General features: G+C 52.7%; 16 protein-coding genes. 2 read left to right on the forward strand and 14 right to left on the reverse strand.

The window, feature by feature from the left end; genetic code table 11:
• Both ACMHXH_RS10960 and ACMHXH_RS10965 read right to left on the reverse strand, forming a co-directional pair.
• The coding region (locus ACMHXH_RS10960; RefSeq protein WP_413738063.1) for a transposase at positions 1-281 on the reverse strand (281 nt) is incomplete at its 3' end.
• The gene (locus ACMHXH_RS10965; RefSeq protein WP_413738049.1) at positions 184-639 is read right to left on the reverse strand and encodes a winged helix-turn-helix domain-containing protein; all 456 of its coding nucleotides are present in this window, start codon (positions 637-639) and stop codon (positions 184-186) included. The genes ACMHXH_RS10965 and ACMHXH_RS10960, both read right to left, overlap by 98 nt.
• A gap of 461 nt (positions 640-1,100) precedes the next feature.
• Between ACMHXH_RS10965 and ACMHXH_RS10970 the strand changes: the two genes are divergently transcribed.
• Positions 1,101-2,291, forward strand: coding sequence for an NAD(P)/FAD-dependent oxidoreductase (locus tag ACMHXH_RS10970; protein WP_039035186.1), 1,191 nt, complete (start codon positions 1,101-1,103; stop codon positions 2,289-2,291).
• A 61-nt stretch (positions 2,292-2,352) separates the two neighbouring features.
• Here the strand turns inward: ACMHXH_RS10970 and ACMHXH_RS10975 are convergent, their stop codons facing one another.
• From ACMHXH_RS10975 to ACMHXH_RS11000, 6 genes are all read right to left on the reverse strand, one after another.
• Positions 2,353-5,496 (reverse strand): efflux RND transporter permease subunit, encoded by a 3,144-nt coding sequence (locus ACMHXH_RS10975; RefSeq protein ID WP_039035185.1) that lies wholly within the window; start codon positions 5,494-5,496, stop codon positions 2,353-2,355.
• A gap of 8 nt (positions 5,497-5,504) precedes the next feature.
• Positions 5,505-7,157, reverse strand: a complete 1,653-nt coding sequence (locus ACMHXH_RS10980; RefSeq protein ID WP_071477116.1) for an efflux RND transporter periplasmic adaptor subunit — start codon at positions 7,155-7,157, stop codon at positions 5,505-5,507.
• Between the two features lie 26 nt (positions 7,158-7,183).
• Entirely contained in the window at positions 7,184-7,504 is a 321-nt protein-coding gene (locus ACMHXH_RS10985; protein ID WP_039035183.1) for a heavy metal-binding domain-containing protein, read from the reverse strand.
• Positions 7,505-7,619: 115 nt separating this feature from the next.
• Positions 7,620-8,087 carry a hypothetical protein gene (locus tag ACMHXH_RS10990; RefSeq protein ID WP_226685176.1) on the reverse strand — a complete coding sequence of 156 codons (468 nt, stop codon included), beginning with the start codon at positions 8,085-8,087 and terminating at the stop codon, positions 7,620-7,622.
• A 122-nt stretch (positions 8,088-8,209) separates the two neighbouring features.
• Positions 8,210-8,665: a DUF2057 family protein gene (locus ACMHXH_RS10995; protein WP_039035182.1), complete on the reverse strand. Its 456-nt coding sequence runs from the start codon at positions 8,663-8,665 to the stop codon at positions 8,210-8,212.
• A gap of 69 nt (positions 8,666-8,734) precedes the next feature.
• The gene (locus tag ACMHXH_RS11000) at positions 8,735-9,100 is read right to left on the reverse strand and encodes a hypothetical protein (RefSeq protein ID WP_039035181.1); all 366 of its coding nucleotides are present in this window, start codon (positions 9,098-9,100) and stop codon (positions 8,735-8,737) included.
• Between the two features lie 388 nt (positions 9,101-9,488).
• Between ACMHXH_RS11000 and ACMHXH_RS11005 the strand changes: the two genes are divergently transcribed.
• Positions 9,489-10,052 (forward strand): NapC/NirT family cytochrome c, encoded by a 564-nt coding sequence (locus ACMHXH_RS11005; RefSeq protein WP_039035180.1) that lies wholly within the window; start codon positions 9,489-9,491, stop codon positions 10,050-10,052.
• Positions 10,053-10,172: 120 nt separating this feature from the next.
• Here the strand turns inward: ACMHXH_RS11005 and ACMHXH_RS11010 are convergent, their stop codons facing one another.
• The 6 genes from ACMHXH_RS11010 to gspL all read right to left on the reverse strand — a co-directional run bounded on the left by ACMHXH_RS11010 (position 10,173) and on the right by gspL (position 14,705).
• A complete protein-coding gene (locus ACMHXH_RS11010; protein WP_039035179.1) occupies positions 10,173-10,607 on the reverse strand; it encodes a GNAT family N-acetyltransferase in 435 nt (144 codons plus the stop codon).
• Between the two features lie 4 nt (positions 10,608-10,611).
• Positions 10,612-11,424, reverse strand: a complete 813-nt coding sequence (gene cysQ, locus ACMHXH_RS11015) for a 3'(2'),5'-bisphosphate nucleotidase CysQ (protein ID WP_039035178.1) — start codon at positions 11,422-11,424, stop codon at positions 10,612-10,614.
• Between the two features lie 59 nt (positions 11,425-11,483).
• Positions 11,484-12,047 (reverse strand): ADP compounds hydrolase NudE, encoded by a 564-nt coding sequence (gene nudE / locus ACMHXH_RS11020; protein WP_039035177.1) that lies wholly within the window; start codon positions 12,045-12,047, stop codon positions 11,484-11,486.
• A 216-nt stretch (positions 12,048-12,263) separates the two neighbouring features.
• On the reverse strand, positions 12,264-13,025 hold the full coding sequence (locus tag ACMHXH_RS11025; protein ID WP_039035176.1) for a type II secretion system protein N: 762 nt from the start codon (positions 13,023-13,025) through the stop codon (positions 12,264-12,266).
• Positions 13,026-13,034: 9 nt separating this feature from the next.
• Positions 13,035-13,514: a type II secretion system protein M gene (locus ACMHXH_RS11030; protein WP_039035175.1), complete on the reverse strand. Its 480-nt coding sequence runs from the start codon at positions 13,512-13,514 to the stop codon at positions 13,035-13,037.
• A complete protein-coding gene (gene gspL, locus ACMHXH_RS11035; RefSeq protein WP_071477114.1) occupies positions 13,515-14,705 on the reverse strand; it encodes a type II secretion system protein GspL in 1,191 nt (396 codons plus the stop codon).
• Positions 14,706-14,734: the final 29 nt, after the last annotated feature.

The following is a 14,734-nucleotide window of genomic DNA, read 5'->3' on the forward strand; positions in this document are numbered from 1 at the left end:
TCCTTATTAACAAACGGCGTGATGATGGCTTCAGTTTCTCCTGTTGCGGGACAGACTGCGCCGAAGAGGTGCGCGTATTCAAACTGCTGCTGTTTTAGCGCTCTGGGTCTACTGCCTTTCGGTGCCCAGAGTCGTGTTGTTGTATTTTGCTGACCAAATCTGGCTTCGTCCTGAAACCAAATATCAATCTGGTGTGGTCGTATATGGATAGGTGTGTGAAGGATCGTTTCCAGAGTAAACTTTTTTAAAAGCGTTCTGCACGCCTTGAGTCTGTTTGGGATGCCTGGAGCGGCTGGTTATCCAGCTGAACCCCATGCCTTTGAGTAGCTTGTAGATATGATTGAGGTGGTACTCGACACCAAACTCACTCGATATGTATTGCTGGATATCAGCCCCGGTTAGCCTGCCTCCCTCATTCGATTGTGCTTTGAATTCAATATATCTGGCGAGCCTCCGCTTTTGGTCATTGGACAATGATGGTCTTTTGCCGGGTCGCTGCTTATCTTCAAGCCCTACGAGCCCTTGCTCAAGATAGTTTGAGACCCATGAGTTGACGCTGGATCTTGCCACCTTCAACTGGTTCGCTACTTGAGTACGATTACGGGATTGCAAAAATATGGACACGGCGAGTAACCGCATACGCTTTGGGGATTTTTTCTTTTTTAGAGAGGCAAAGCAAGCTTTCGGCAGTTTCAGATTTCATGGGCCAACTATAAGTGTTGAGTTGCCTACCATTAGATCAGACTTCAATGCGGATTGGTCTTAGTTTCCATCGGTAAGTTTTTTAAAAGCCGCTTGAGCTTCATCAGATTGCTTGGGGTGTTTTGAACGGCCTTGGCCGGTTTGCGCAAGCACAGTGACCATTATCAATCGATTTTAGCTGGATGATGAGGGTTTGTTGATTTTGCTCGGTATGGACGGCTTCAAAGCCTTCCCAGAGCGCAATGGTAAAGGTAAGATTCGACATCGAGAATGGTTGGGGTTGGTCATTGTTTTTGTTTGGCGACTAAACAATAACTCCAACCGTTTTCGTTTCCAGTCCACACTAATCTGCGATGAACCTTTTTTATTGCCCCTTGTTGGGCCAGAGAGTGAGCGTTATGTCAGTTAAACAGCATCAGGTGATCATTATCGGCGCTGGCGCCGCAGGGTTAATGTGTGCCCTCACTGCCGGGTATCGGGGCCGGGATGTCCTTTTGCTGGATAACGCCAAACAACTGGGGCGCAAAATTCTGATCAGTGGCGGCGGTCGCTGTAACTTCACCAATCAGAACATTGAACCGGGCGCCTACCTCTGCAGTAACCCACACTTCGTCAAGTCGGCGCTGGCTCGTTTCAGCCAGTGGGACTTTATCGCCATGGTCGAGCGGCACGGCATCGATTATCACGAGAAGACCCTTGGACAGCTGTTTTGCGATGACTCGGCCAAAGATATTGTCGATATGTTGACCACAGAGTGCGATTGGGCAGGAGTCAAAATTCAGCTGCGTACCGAAATTCTGTCTGTGGCAGCCACAGATGGTGGTTACAGCCTGCAAACCAGTGAAGGGGAATACCGTTGTAAATCTCTGGTGATAGCCACTGGTGGCTTGTCCATGCCGAAGCTCGGGGCAACACCGTTTGGATTCCGTATCGCCGAGCAGTTTGCCATCAAGGTGCTGCCGACCACTGCCGGGCTGGTTCCCTTTACCTTACAGCCTGAAGACAAGGCCAGGTTTGAAGGCCTGTCCGGCATCAGCTTGCCGGTTATCGCCAAAGCCGAATGCGGCAGGCAGTTTAGAGAGGCCATGCTATTCACCCACAGGGGTTTGTCCGGGCCGGCTGTGCTGCAGATCTCCTCCTACTGGCAGCCAGGCCAGAGTGTGCTGTTTGATTTACTGCCGGACCTGGATTTTGTCGACTGGTGCAAAACAATCACTGCTGAATCACCAAAATTGTCGCTTAAGAATGGACTATCTCGGCTGTTACCTAAGCGCTTGGTTGAGAGGCTGCAGGAGCTGGGTGAATTACCGAACAAGAACTTTAACCAACTGTCCAAGGCAGATGTGGCGGCGCTGGACAGTTATTTCCATTGCTGGCAGATCCAACCCGGCGGCACCGAGGGTTATCGCACCGCCGAGGTGACTCTGGGCGGTGTGGATACCGATGAGTTATCTTCCAAGACCATGGAGGCCAAGCGTCATCCCGGGCTCTATTTTATCGGTGAAGTGGTGGATGTCAGTGGCTGGCTCGGCGGCTATAACTTCCAGTGGGCCTGGAGTTCCGGCTACGCCGCCGGTGAAGTGGTGTAACTGAGCTCAATCCAATAAAAAACGGCTGCATTGGCAGCCGTTTTTGCGAGCATCAGTTTGCTTATTCAGCCTTGGCCTTGCTCAAGTGGCGACGGTAGATCAGCAGATAGAGCGCCGGCAGCACAAAGAGCGACAGCACTGGGGCGGTAACCATACCACCGACCATGGGCGCGGCAATCTTCTGCATCACGTCGTTGCCCGAACCTGCGCCCCACATAATAGGGAGCAGACCGAAGAAGATGGTCGCCACTGTCATCGCCTTGGGGCGGATCCGCATCACTGCACCTTCAATCAGAGCGTCCTTGAGGTCTTCCACTCTGTGGTATTCGCCTCTGTCCTGCTTGTGCTTGATGGCATTATTGAGATACACCAGCATGACCACACCAAACTCGGCGGCGACCCCGGCGAGGGCTATCATGCCCACCGCGACAGCGACCGACATGTTGTAGTCCAGCAGATACAACAACCAGGTACTGCCCACCAAGGCGAACGGCAGCGACAGCATTATGATGCTGGCCTGCATGGATGAGCCGAAGGTCATCATCAGCAGAATGAAGATCACCGCTAGCGCCATGGGGATCACTTGCTGCAGTTTGGCATCGACCCGCTGCATATATTCATACTGACCGGCAAAGCTGTAGCTGTACCTGGCAGGCAGATCCAGTTCCTGCTCCAATACCGGCTTGACGGCTTCGATATACTCACCAATGGACGTGCCGTCAATATCGACAAATACCCAGGAGATCAAACGACCATTCTCGCTCTTGAGCATAGGCGCGCCATCAGTGATTTCGATGTCGGCCAGATTGCGCAGCGGCAGATAGTGGCCACTCTTGGTGATCACCGGCAGCTCTCTGAGCTTTTCGATATTGTCACGCAACTCTCTTGGATAGCGCAGGTTGATGGGATAGCGCTCGGCACCTTGAACCGACTCACCGATATTCATGCCGCCAATGGCGTAACGTACTACGTCCTGAATATCGCTCAGGGTCATGCCATATCTGGAGGTCACCTCGAGTTTCGGTGTGATGTCTATGTAGCGGCCGCCACCCACCCGCTCGGCATAGGCCGACTTGGTATGAGGCTGAGCCGATAGAATCGCTTCTATCTGGGCCCCTATCTCCTGCAGTTGATTGACATCGGCGCCGGTGATCTTAATCCCCACTGGTGTCTTGATACCGGTAGACAGCATGTCGATACGGGTCTTGATCGGCTGTACCCAGGCGTTGGTGAGACCGGGCACTTTTACCGTACTTTGCAGCTGAGCAATGATGCCGTCGAGATCCATGCCTTCGCGCCACTGCTCTTTGGGTTTGAGCATTATGGTGGTTTCCAGCATGGTCAATGGCGCAGGATCCGTGGCGGTTTCGGCGCGGCCTACTTTGCCAAACACCCGCGCCACTTCCGGAACGGTTTTGATCAGCCGGTCGGTTTGCTGCAGCACTTCGGCGGCCTTGCTGGCGCTGATGCCCGGCAAGGCTGTTGGCATGTACAGAAGATCCCCTTCCTCGAGCTCTGGCATAAACTCGCTGCCCATATGACTCACTGGATACCAGGCACTGGCCAGCGCCACCAGAGCCGCCAGCAAGGTCAGCTTGGGGAAGCGCAGCACGGCATTGAGCATAGGTTTGTAGATGGCTATCAATACCCGGCTCAGTGGGTTGCTGCTTTCCGAGGGGATCTTGCCGCGGATAAAGAAGCCCATCAGGATAGGCACCAAGGTGATTGACAACACAGCCGCGGCCGCCATGGCAAAGGTTTTGGTATAGGCCAGAGGGCTGAACAGCCTGCCTTCCTGGGCTTCGAGGGCAAATACCGGCACAAAGCTCAGGGTAATGATCAGCAAGGAGAAGAAGAGTGCCGGGCCCACCTCAATAGAGGCTTCGGCGACAATTTTCCAATGCTCTTTGGTGTCGGGTTGGCGCTGATGGTCTTGTTTGAAATGCTCGAGGTGCTTGTGCATATTCTCGATCATCACAATGGCACCATCCACCACGGCCCCGATGGCGATAGCGATACCGCCAAGACTCATGATATTGGCGTTAACCCCCATCTTGTTCATCACAATAAAGGCGATCAGTATCGACAGTGGCAGGGTAATAACGGCCACCAGGGTCGAGCGGGCGTGCAGCAGAAACAGCAAGCAAACAATGCCGACCACTACCATCTCTTCCAACACCTTGTGCAACAAGTTGTCGACTGAGTTTTCAATCAGTTGCGATCTGTCGTAGGTGGGAACTATCTCCACGCCTTCGGGGAGACCCGCCTTGAGTTCTTCCAGCTTGGTTTTCACCGCCTCGATAGTCGCCAGGGCGTTTTCCCCATAGCGCATGACTATGATGCCACCGACGACTTCGCCCTCACCATCGAGTTCGGCTATGCCACGGCGAGATGCCGGGCCCTTGCGTACGGTGGCAACGTCTTTCAGCAGCAGCGGTGTGCCTGAGGGACTGGTGATCCCCAGCGGGATTTCACGAAAGTCCGCCAGTGTTTGACGATAGCCCTTGGCGCGCACCATGTACTCGGCTTCGGCCATCTCCACCACAGAGCCGCCGGCCTCGTTGTTGGCCTTGGTAATCGCCTGCTTGACCGAGGCGATGTCCAGCTTGTAAATCGCCAGCTTGTCCGGCTCCAGCACTATCTGATAGGTCTGTTCCATGCCACCGACAGTGGCGACTTCCGATACCCCGGCAACACTCTGCAATTCCAGCTTCAGATACCAGTCCTGCAAACTCTTGAGTTGCGAAAGGTCCAGATTACCGCTGCGGTCTACCAGGGCATATTCATAGATCCAACCGACCCCGGAGGCATCGGGCCCCAGTGAGGGTTGCACCCCTTCGGGTAAACGACTGCTTATCTGGCTCAGGTATTCCAATACCCGGGAGCGGGCCCAATAGATGTCGGTGCCATCTTCAAAGATCACATAGACATAGGAGTCACCGAACATGGAATAGCCGCGCACCGTCTTGGCCCCGGGCACGGCCAGCATGGCGGTAGACAAGGGATAGGTCACCTGTTCCTCTACCAGCTTGGGCGCCTGTCCCGGATAGGCGGTTTTGATGATGACCTGCACATCGGACAGATCCGGCAGGGCGTCGAGCGGCGTGGTACGCAGCGCCTGAATCCCCCAAACCGTCACCATCAGGGTGACAATCAGCACCATCACCCTTTGTTTGATGGAGGCTTCAATGATTTTTTTCAGCATGTTGCCTCCTAGTGCTGGTGGCCTGAGCTCAGGCGCATCAGGCTACCCTTGAGACTGGCTTCTGAATCCAACAGGAATTGCCCGGAAATCACCACGTTTTCGCCTTCATGCAGGCCTTCGAGGATCTCTGCCTTACCCTGACTCAACATGCCGACAGTGACCTTTCTGGCACTGAAACTGGCATCATCCTGTTTGACTATGACCCGATTTTCCTTGCCTGTTTGGATCAATGCTTCCTGGGGGATCACCAAAGTATCGCGTTTCGGGCCACCATAGAGGGAAACCTTGGCCAAGGTCTTGGGCCTGAGCTCCATCGCTTGATCATTGTTGAGTACCACTCTGACTCTCAGGCTGCGGGTGATGGGATCCAGTTCGGGATAGATGTAATCAATCTTGCCTTCTATGCCCTTGAGCCCCATGGCGGGGATATTGACCTCGGCGGTCTGGCCCACTTCCAGCCAGCTCTGCTCGTTTTCAAACACATCGGCAATGACCCAGACCTTGGAGAGGTCAACCAGTGACATGACCTCGGTCTGAGGTTGTATATACATGCCGTCACGCACCGCGAGTTGTTTGACTACGCCGCTTTCGCGGGCGTAGAAAGGAACCCGGTATTGGGTCTTGCCTGTCTTGGCCAGCTGTTTGATCTGCTCTTGGTTCATGCCCAGCAGTTCGAGGCGTAGCCCGGCCTTGCGCAATAGCTCTTGGTAGTTGGCACTGTTGCCTGAGCGTTTCAGCGTCTCCTGGGCCAACAGATAGTCGTCCTGGGCATTGACCAGGTCCGGTGAATAGATCTCGTACAGCAACTGACCTTTCTCGACCCTGTCACCGACAGACTCTACTTTAAGTTTTTCAATCCAGCCGTTGACCCTGGCATGGATATGATTGATTTGGCTCTCGTCATAGTCTATCTGGCCGACTGTTTTGACAAACTTCCACAGCGTGTCCCTTTCCACCTTGGCTACCTTGAGGGCCAAGGCTTGTTGCATCTGGCCTGAGACATCAATCTCAACGGTTTCCGAGTGGCCGCCCATCTCGACTTTTTCCAGATTCATGCCGCAGATGGGGCAGGTGCCGGGCACATCGCTGATGATATGCGAATGCATGGGGCAAACATATTTGATGTTACTGCCCTGATCCAGAGGAGCAGGTTTGATCTCCAATGCGGGTTTGCTCTGCTGCATGGCGTGCTGGCTATGGTCATTAGCCTGGTTTTCCGCGGCTTTAGTTTCTGTAGCCAGGGTTTCTGCAGCTTCGGCGTGACCGGCATGGGAACCTGGCTCCTCTTCTTCCTCTTCGACCAGGAACATATTGCATTTGGGGCAACGTCCCGGCTCGTGACTGGTCACTTCCGGATGCATGGGGCAAACATAGGTTTTTTGCTGAGCCTGTGTTGGTTCTGCCAGGGCTTCAGTGGCCTCATCTTTGACCAAAAACATGTTGCACTTGGGGCAGCGTCCCGGCTCATGGCTGGTGACTTCCGGATGCATGGGGCAGTAATACTCCTGGGTTGCCGTCCCATGTTGATGATCTTTGTGTTGTTCCTGCCCTTGGGGCTGATTGCCCTGGGCCATTGCCTGCATACTCCATTGCGGGCCGACAGCCAGCACCAGACTAAGCGCACAGGCCAGTCGTTGGCGTTTACGGTTTGAATCGCTCATATGCCTCATCTCCAGCTACAGCTTGTTTAGTGGTGGTGGTGTTTCTGGCCAGCTACAGGCTCAAGATTCATACCACACTTGGGGCAGGAGTCACCTTTCTTGCCTGTCACTTCAGGATGCATGGGACAGTGATAGTCGGCTTGTTGCGGTTTTTCCAGAAACATGCCGCATTTGGGGCAGGAATCGCCTTTGTTACCTGTCACCTCCGGGTGCATGGGGCAGCTATATTCGGCAGTTACCACGGCTTGTTGCTGACCGTGGTGATGATCTCGTTCACTTGCGAAGCTGGCTCTGGCCAGGGTGACAGACAATAGGGCAATAATCAGGACGCTGATAAAGGTTTTCATTGATTCACTCCGTTTGGGATACGCTTTGGCCAGGTGCAACTGTGCACTCTTGGGGCTTATCCCATTAAAAATTTGTATTTATTGGCAGATTTTGGGCACAGGTGTGCCTTGGATATCAAACTATGGGTGGCTTGATTGTCTGGCCGATAGAAACAGAGTGGAAATGAGGCATAGGCGTGGCCACGGCGGCTTCGGGCAGAGACATCACCGGCCAGGAACCGACGGCAATGAGAGTACCCGCTACGGATATCACCAGACAATGGTTACAGTCGCTCTTGCAGAATCCTTTGCCTTCACAACAATGACTCACAGTGTCGGGAAGCACTGTATCAATTTGCGAGTCATCGCAGCAGTGACTGGCATTTGTCTGTTGAGTGTGACAATCCATGGTGGCAGCCATTGAGTGTGCCGTGGAGTCCATTTTTCCGGAATGCGCTTCAGCTGTTGGCACCATCCAGTGTCCATTGGTTAGCATACCCTGCCCGAGCAATGCGAGCATGGTAAACAGAACCAGGATGTGGCGGCGAACCGATAGCATCTTGAGCTTGAACTCCAGAGAGAATGGACCCCAATAGTCTACCATGCTTTCAAAAGCTTGCCTTGATATGACTCACATCTGAAGAAGTGTGATGACATTGCTACACTTTTTCCGGCAATCATTGTTAGCAGCATGGTAGAGCCTCTGTCTCATTCCACTCTGAAAACTCAGCGGCGCAGCTGTGCCAACCAGTCGGCCATCAGGCCTCCGTGGGTCATTACCTCGGCAGGAACAGCCTGACCGGCTTCATCAACAACTTGTAACTGTGGACTGCGAATAAAGGCGTTGGCTTCTGCCTCGGTATCCAGAGTCGGTAGCTGCAGTTGCAGACTTTGTTGTTCGGCAACAGTCAGTGTCAGATAAAGAGGACCGGATTTAACCCAAGCGCCCGAGTCATCGGCATTGACGGCAAAAATGTCCCGGTATTTGAGTTCGACAACATGTTTTCCGGCGGCTAACTGGTGGCGGTCAAAGTTGGATACAGCTTGGCCATCAATAGCTTTGATCACCAGATTATCCGGCAGGTTCAACTCGGCTGCGAAACTGCCCGAAGCCATAAACAGGCTGGCAAAGATTAACAGGGCGGCGCTAAAACGAGATGCAGAAATTTTGTATGCAGACATAGTGGGAACTCCCAAAAAATATTCAGATGTAAAAACATTAACTAAAGCTTTGCGGCCGTAAGGCCAGAGTTACATCTGTGCTGAATTGGGAGGGGGTGTTTGCTGTGAGAGTATAGCGGTTTGCAAGCTCCAGCTAGGCAGGGCGATCTGCTGGCTTCCTGTCACCAACAAAGGATGGCCGGCGGTAAGCAGGCTTACCCCTGGTGTGCAGTGGCTGGCACAGTTGCCCATGGTGCCGCAATCCATACCCAGATCGCAGTCTGGGCAATGCTGCTGGCCTTGGCAGCAATCCATATCCATAACCATGCTGGTGGATGCAGATGAGTTCATGGCTGCCATTGACTGATGCTCAGACACTGAAACAGACGCGGCTGCAGGCATCACGGCCTGTCCCAGCGTCATTATCAGTGTCAGTATCAACAGCAAGCTTCTCATCGTTATCCTTTCGTTCTGGTGAAGCACGCAGTCTGTGCTTACCTCAATAGACAGACATCTTGATTAAATAGTTTCGTCTTGTCCAAAATAAAATTGTTCATTACCTCCTTAGCGTCGTCTGGATCACATTTATTGTTTCGAGAATTAGTTGTATGTTAATTATTCGATTGACTATGCTTGATTAAGCGTGTGCCATGCTTTAAGTTTAGGAAAAGTGCATATATGGCATTAACTTAAAATTCAGTCGTCATTAGGCCTTGAGAGTTAGAGCTAAGTCTCATTTTGCACTTTTCGGGTCAGATTAATGAAAGAAAACTGGTTTATAATCAAATTTCAGAACAACGAATAGCTCAATATAGATATAAGAATTTTATTTTGGAGAAGAGTGATGAACTGGCGTGCAATCTTTAAACCCAGCGCAAAGTATTCCATCCTGTCGCTACTGGTCGTCGGCATAGTGATAGGTGTTGTTGGCTACTTCGCTACCCAGCAGACGCTGCATGCAACCAGTACAGATGCGTTCTGTATGACCTGCCACAGCAACCACTCACTGAAAGATGAAGTGTTGGCATCTGCCCACGGTGGTGGTAGTGCCGGTGTTACTGTTCAGTGTCAAGACTGCCACTTGCCTCACGGTCCGGTTGACTATCTGGTGAAGAAGATCATTGTTTCCAAGGATCTCTACGGCTTCCTGACTATCGATGGCTTCAATACTCAGGAGTGGTTGGACGCTAACCGTAAAGAGCAGGCTGATAAAGCACTGAACTACTTCCGTGCCAATGACTCTGCCAACTGTCAGCATTGCCATACCCGCATCTATGAGAACCAGCCTGAAACCATGAAGAAAATGGCTGTTAGAATGCACAGCATGAACTTCAAGAAAGATCCTGAAAGCAGAAAGACCTGCGTGGATTGCCACAAGGGTGTAGCGCATCCTTATCCAAAGGGTTAATCATTTTGAGCTGGAAAAACCGCTGCTTGCAGCGGTTTTTTTATATCTGAAGTGAAGCCGGACTAGCGATCGACAGGCTTGATGGGGGCTGGAGCGATTAAACAAAACACTCGGTGTTTTTTATCTTTGCCAGCGCATCAATAGTCTGTGTTCACCAACGCCAAAATAGTCGGCTTCCAGCCCCAGGTTTTCAAACCCCATGCGGCTGTAGAGATGGCGGGCGGAATTATCCGGCGCTACCGTCAATAACAGTTCATCGACACAGTGGCTGCAATCATCCAGACAAGCACTGAGTAATTGCTTACCTATCCCTTGACCTTGTTTCGTCGGAGATACAGCCAGCGACAACAGCCAGTGCTGTCCAGGCTTTTCGCTGCTCACCCGCAGCAGGTAACCTACCAGCTGACCGTCGACAAAGCTCCCCAGAAAACCACTGGACCAAGCATCCAATGCCTGACGGAAAAAGAAGTCCGGGTAGCAATGCTCACCGAAGGTTGCCAGTTCCAAGGCCAATACTGCATCCAGATCGGCTCTGGATATTGGTCTTATCTGCATTAGATTAATCTCCGGTCAGTATCTTGTCCCATTCGAGGTTCGGGGAACCGACCACGATAAAGTTGGGGTTTTCCAACGACTCACGCTCGTTGTAGGTCAAGGGTTGCAGTTCAGTATCCATTAATTGACCACCGGCTTCTTCTATGATGATTTGCGCTGCGCCTGTATCCCACTCGCCCGTAGGGCCGACACGTACATAACAATCCGCTCTGCCCTCGGCGACCAGACAGCTCTTGAGCGCAGCGCCACCGAGCGCTACAAGTTCACAATGTTTGGGTTGGTTGAATAGCTTGAGCACGGACTGCGGATCCTGACGGCGACTGACCGCCAGGCGCAGGGCGTTATTCTGTTCTTTCGGTAACAGCTTGCTGTGAATTCGCAGCTCCGTCAGGGAAGTGCGCTTATAAGCTCCGAGTCCCGCGATGGCGTAGTAGCATACTTCGGTCATGGGCGCATAAACTACACCCATAATAGGACGGTTGTGCTCAACCAAGGCGATAATCACCGAGAAATCGCCGCTGCCGGCAATAAATTCTCCGGTGCCATCCAAGGGATCCACCAACCAGTAGCGGCGCCACTGGCTGCGTTCAGAAAGGGGAATATCAGCTGCTTCCTCAGATAATACCGGGATATCCGGTGTCAATGCCTGCAGGCTGCTGCAGATGATATTGTGGGCCGCGATATCGGCCGAGGTGACAGGGGTATTATCTTCCTTGGTTTCCTTGCTGAAACTGCCTTGTTGGTAGATCTGGCGAATTTTCTGCCCTGCTTCCATTGCAATGGCGATAACATGATCTATCAACTCTTCTGGCTTCATAACTACTCCAAACGCTTTCCATCGGATAAGCAAAAGTCAGTGGCCGGGAGTGGCCATTTTTAGGGGGATTCAGTCAGTCTCAGCTGTTTCATCGCCAAAAACAAGGCGCTGACGCTGCGTCCTTCTGAAAAATCATTCATGTCCAGCAGTTCTTGCCAGCGTTCCAGCGGCCAGGGAACCAGCTCTATCGGCTCAGGTTCATCGCCTTCCAGGCGACTCTCATAGAGATCTTCGGCCAGGAAAATTTGCATCTTACTGGCGAAATACCCGGGAGCCAGACTCAACTCCTTCAGCTTGGTCAGTTTACGGGCACCATAGCCTATCTCTTCCTGCAGTTCACGGTTGGCGGCTTCAGCGGCGGTTTCACCCGGGTCGATCAGTCCCTTGGGAAAGCCAAGCTCATAGTTGTGGGTTCCCGCGGCATACTCGCTGCCCAGCAGTAACCACTCACCATTGAGAACCGGCACCACCATAACAGCACCACGGCTGGCACTTTTCATCCGCTCGTAGTGACGTTCCTCTTGATTGGAGAAACGCAGGTGTACCTGTTCTATTTGAAACAGACGACTGCGGGCTACAACTTCGGTGTGCAATATTTCCGGCTTCTTCTGCCGCTCTGTCATAGAGGCCTCTGACGCTGACAAACTGAAAATGTGACTCAGTCTACAATGTTATACCAATTCACACGAAATAACAGAGCTGCAGAGTTTGTCGGGGCGGTGGGGTTTTTCGGATTAGTTGATTTAGATGCAAGCGTTTGCGGGTTTTCGCAAGAGTTTTAAACGGGAAAGCTCAACTTGAATAAACGGCAGCCGGGAGGAGCCCGGCTACCTACTTATTTAAAGACCCGGGATTTTGCCGTTGTAATTGATGGGGAAATATCCTTGGGGATCACGCTTGCCCAGAAATGGCAGCGCTTTTTTCAGATCTTCAGACTGAGCCTGAGTCTCACGAATGCGAGCCTTGACCTCAAGTTGTTCATTGGCCTTGAGCAGCAAGGTGCCGGCCACGCCTATGGCGTTTTTCTCCTCATCGGTCGCCAGTTGCACCTGACCGGCAACACACTGCAGGCCGAGTTCTATGTCTCCCAAGGGATATTGACCAAACTGGTTCTTGATGCCGACCCGATTGAGAAATACTTTGCCGCTGAGCGCCTCACACCAAGGCTGGCCTTGTGCCAGAGTATCCAGCAACACAGAGACATCACCGCTCACTTGAGTGCGAAATGGCAGACGACTGCCAGCCAAGAGAAACTCGGCCGGTGCTTCAAAACGCAGCTTCTCAGCGCTGATAGCGCCGGCAGCCAAGGTGACTTGCCCCTTGGCGTTGACGGCACTGGCGCGACTGCCCAGCTGGAAGTCCAGTTTGGCTTTGCCGGTCAGCAGTGCCCAGGGACTGAGCTCCCAGCTCAGCTGCTCCAACTGACGTTGTTGCAGCTTAATGACATCAATACTGCCGCTCCAGATAGTGCCGCTGACGCCACCGAGTTGCAGATTATTTGGCAGAGGCGCCAGCGAAACCGCCAACCTTGCGGGAAAGAGTGCCAGCATAAATGCCAGGTAAATCAGCACACAGAGTATTATTTTACTAATCAGTTTCAAGATTACACCTTACGACTGAGATAACTGGATTCGTCTGACTTTCACCATGCCAGGGCTATCACCTTCGGCCAGATCCAGGCTGTCCAGAGACAATCCCTGTTTCTGTACCAGATCCCCAAGATAGGAGATCAGGCTATCAAAGGGCACTTCATCCATCCAGATCTGGATCTGTTTCCCCTGTGGTGCCATGCGGGTGATCTCTAAGTCATAGCTGGCGGCACTCTGGGTCACCACAGTGCTGAGACTACCCTTGAGAGCCGGTCTGTTGCCGCTCTGTTTGATCCCGGCAATCTTATTGGCCGTCTGTTTCACAAAGCTGAGCATCTGGGTCTGAGCATTGAGGTTATTCTGTGCCTTCTGTTCGGCATTGCTTATCGGTGTCCAGATCCCCCAATAAAGGACCCCGACAGCGACTATTACTGCCATGGCCGCGACCAATTGCTGCTCCCGCTGTGCCAGAGATTCCCACCAGTTACGCAAATTTTCCATTTATTTGCTCCTTAGGGTCAGAGTACTGGTAACCGCATTTTCAGTACTGTTCATTGCCCCTCCCTCGAGATGGAATTGACGCCCGGCCAGCTCTTTGAACTGTTCTATCTGGGCGTAGCTCTTGGCCGTCACCTGCATACGGATTTCATTGCGCCCGGCATCAAATCTTAGGCTGTTGGGTTTAAGATCCGGCACTTGTTTGAATGCACCTTCCAGTCTATCCAGCATGGTAAAAAACTCGCCACCCGAGCCGCTACCCTGCAGGGCTCTGAGTTGAGATTCCAGCTGTGAGCGCAGATTGACTATCCGTGAACTGCCGGGAACCACCTGGCGATAAATGCTTTCGCTCTGGGCCTTCAAGTCATCGGCCTCGGTCTGCATCTGATGTATGTTGAGCCCTTTGTTAACCAAGCCAAGCAGCAGGGCTATGGTGGCGACGATTGCCACCCGTTTCCAAAGCAGTAGGTGCTTGCTGTATTCACGCTTGGGAACATAGGGGCCGGATAGCAGATTGATAGGTGACTTGAGCAGCCCTTTGGCCAACACCAGCATGGGCATTTCCAGCGGCATCTGCCGACACTCCAGATCCGGCCATTGAAATTCGGTATAGCAGGCCAGGCTCGGTGCTGTTTGCTGCTCTTCGAGCAACCCGGGCAGTAAGGGTTGCAGCCAGTCCTTGGGCATGCTCATACCCATGCCCTCGGCTGTACGCAGTAAGAGTTGATCTTCATAGGCCATCAGGGCCCAATCACAGTCTTCCCGCTCCAGTGCCAGACAATCCGGTACCATTTTACGCACTTTGAGCCCGGCCTCGTTCAGCCAGGAGAGCCAGTTTTGCATCTGCTCATGGGCAACCACGGCCACACTCAGGCTCTCGCCGCTGCGGGGGCCAACGACAAAGTGCAGCTCATCAACATTCTGGGCCAGGGTATCTTCAAGCAGGAAAGGCAACGCCTTGAGAGCCTGGCGTTGGCCCTTCTCCGGTAGTTCGACCGAAGTGAGCTGAATGGCACTGGCCGGCACCAACACATCGACCGGCCGATTACCGGCTCGTTGCGTCAGGGTCGCCAGCGACCGCGCATCAACCAGCTCTCCCGAGGCAATAATCTCCTGTTCCTGCTCAGACCATACGACCCAGGCGCAGGGCGAGCCCAGGTTTTTGCCTAAACGGATAAATAAGCGTTCACTCACTATTATTCTCCACAATCCCTGGCCTTGGA

It is taken from the genome of Shewanella sp. BJSY2023SW001 (assembly GCF_047314685.1).
GTDB classification, from domain to species: domain Bacteria; phylum Pseudomonadota; class Gammaproteobacteria; order Enterobacterales; family Shewanellaceae; genus Shewanella; species Shewanella indica.

What these genes read in the sequence shown, in the direction of transcription:
- nudE (WP_039035177.1), bottom strand. Translation starts at nt 12,047, where the DNA reads ATGACAGAGCGGCAGAAGAAGCCGGAAATATTGCACACCGAAGTTGTA.
- ACMHXH_RS11010 (WP_039035179.1), bottom strand. Translation starts at nt 10,607, where the DNA reads ATGCAGATAAGACCAATATCCAGAGCCGATCTGGATGCAGTATTGGCC.
- ACMHXH_RS10965 (WP_413738049.1), bottom strand. Translation starts at nt 639, where the DNA reads ATGCGGTTACTCGCCGTGTCCATATTTTTGCAATCCCGTAATCGTACT.
- ACMHXH_RS10975 (WP_039035185.1), bottom strand. Translation starts at nt 5,496, where the DNA reads ATGCTGAAAAAAATCATTGAAGCCTCCATCAAACAAAGGGTGATGGTG.
- ACMHXH_RS10990 (WP_226685176.1), bottom strand. Translation starts at nt 8,087, where the DNA reads ATGGTAGACTATTGGGGTCCATTCTCTCTGGAGTTCAAGCTCAAGATG.
- ACMHXH_RS11030 (WP_039035175.1), bottom strand. Translation starts at nt 13,514, where the DNA reads ATGGAAAATTTGCGTAACTGGTGGGAATCTCTGGCACAGCGGGAGCAG.
- ACMHXH_RS11000 (WP_039035181.1), bottom strand. Translation starts at nt 9,100, where the DNA reads ATGAGAAGCTTGCTGTTGATACTGACACTGATAATGACGCTGGGACAG.
- ACMHXH_RS10980 (WP_071477116.1), bottom strand. Translation starts at nt 7,157, where the DNA reads ATGAGCGATTCAAACCGTAAACGCCAACGACTGGCCTGTGCGCTTAGT.
- ACMHXH_RS11005 (WP_039035180.1), top strand. Translation starts at nt 9,489, where the DNA reads ATGAACTGGCGTGCAATCTTTAAACCCAGCGCAAAGTATTCCATCCTG.
- ACMHXH_RS10970 (WP_039035186.1), top strand. Translation starts at nt 1,101, where the DNA reads ATGTCAGTTAAACAGCATCAGGTGATCATTATCGGCGCTGGCGCCGCA.
- cysQ (WP_039035178.1), bottom strand. Translation starts at nt 11,424, where the DNA reads ATGAAGCCAGAAGAGTTGATAGATCATGTTATCGCCATTGCAATGGAA.
- ACMHXH_RS10995 (WP_039035182.1), bottom strand. Translation starts at nt 8,665, where the DNA reads ATGTCTGCATACAAAATTTCTGCATCTCGTTTTAGCGCCGCCCTGTTA.
- ACMHXH_RS10985 (WP_039035183.1), bottom strand. Translation starts at nt 7,504, where the DNA reads ATGAAAACCTTTATCAGCGTCCTGATTATTGCCCTATTGTCTGTCACC.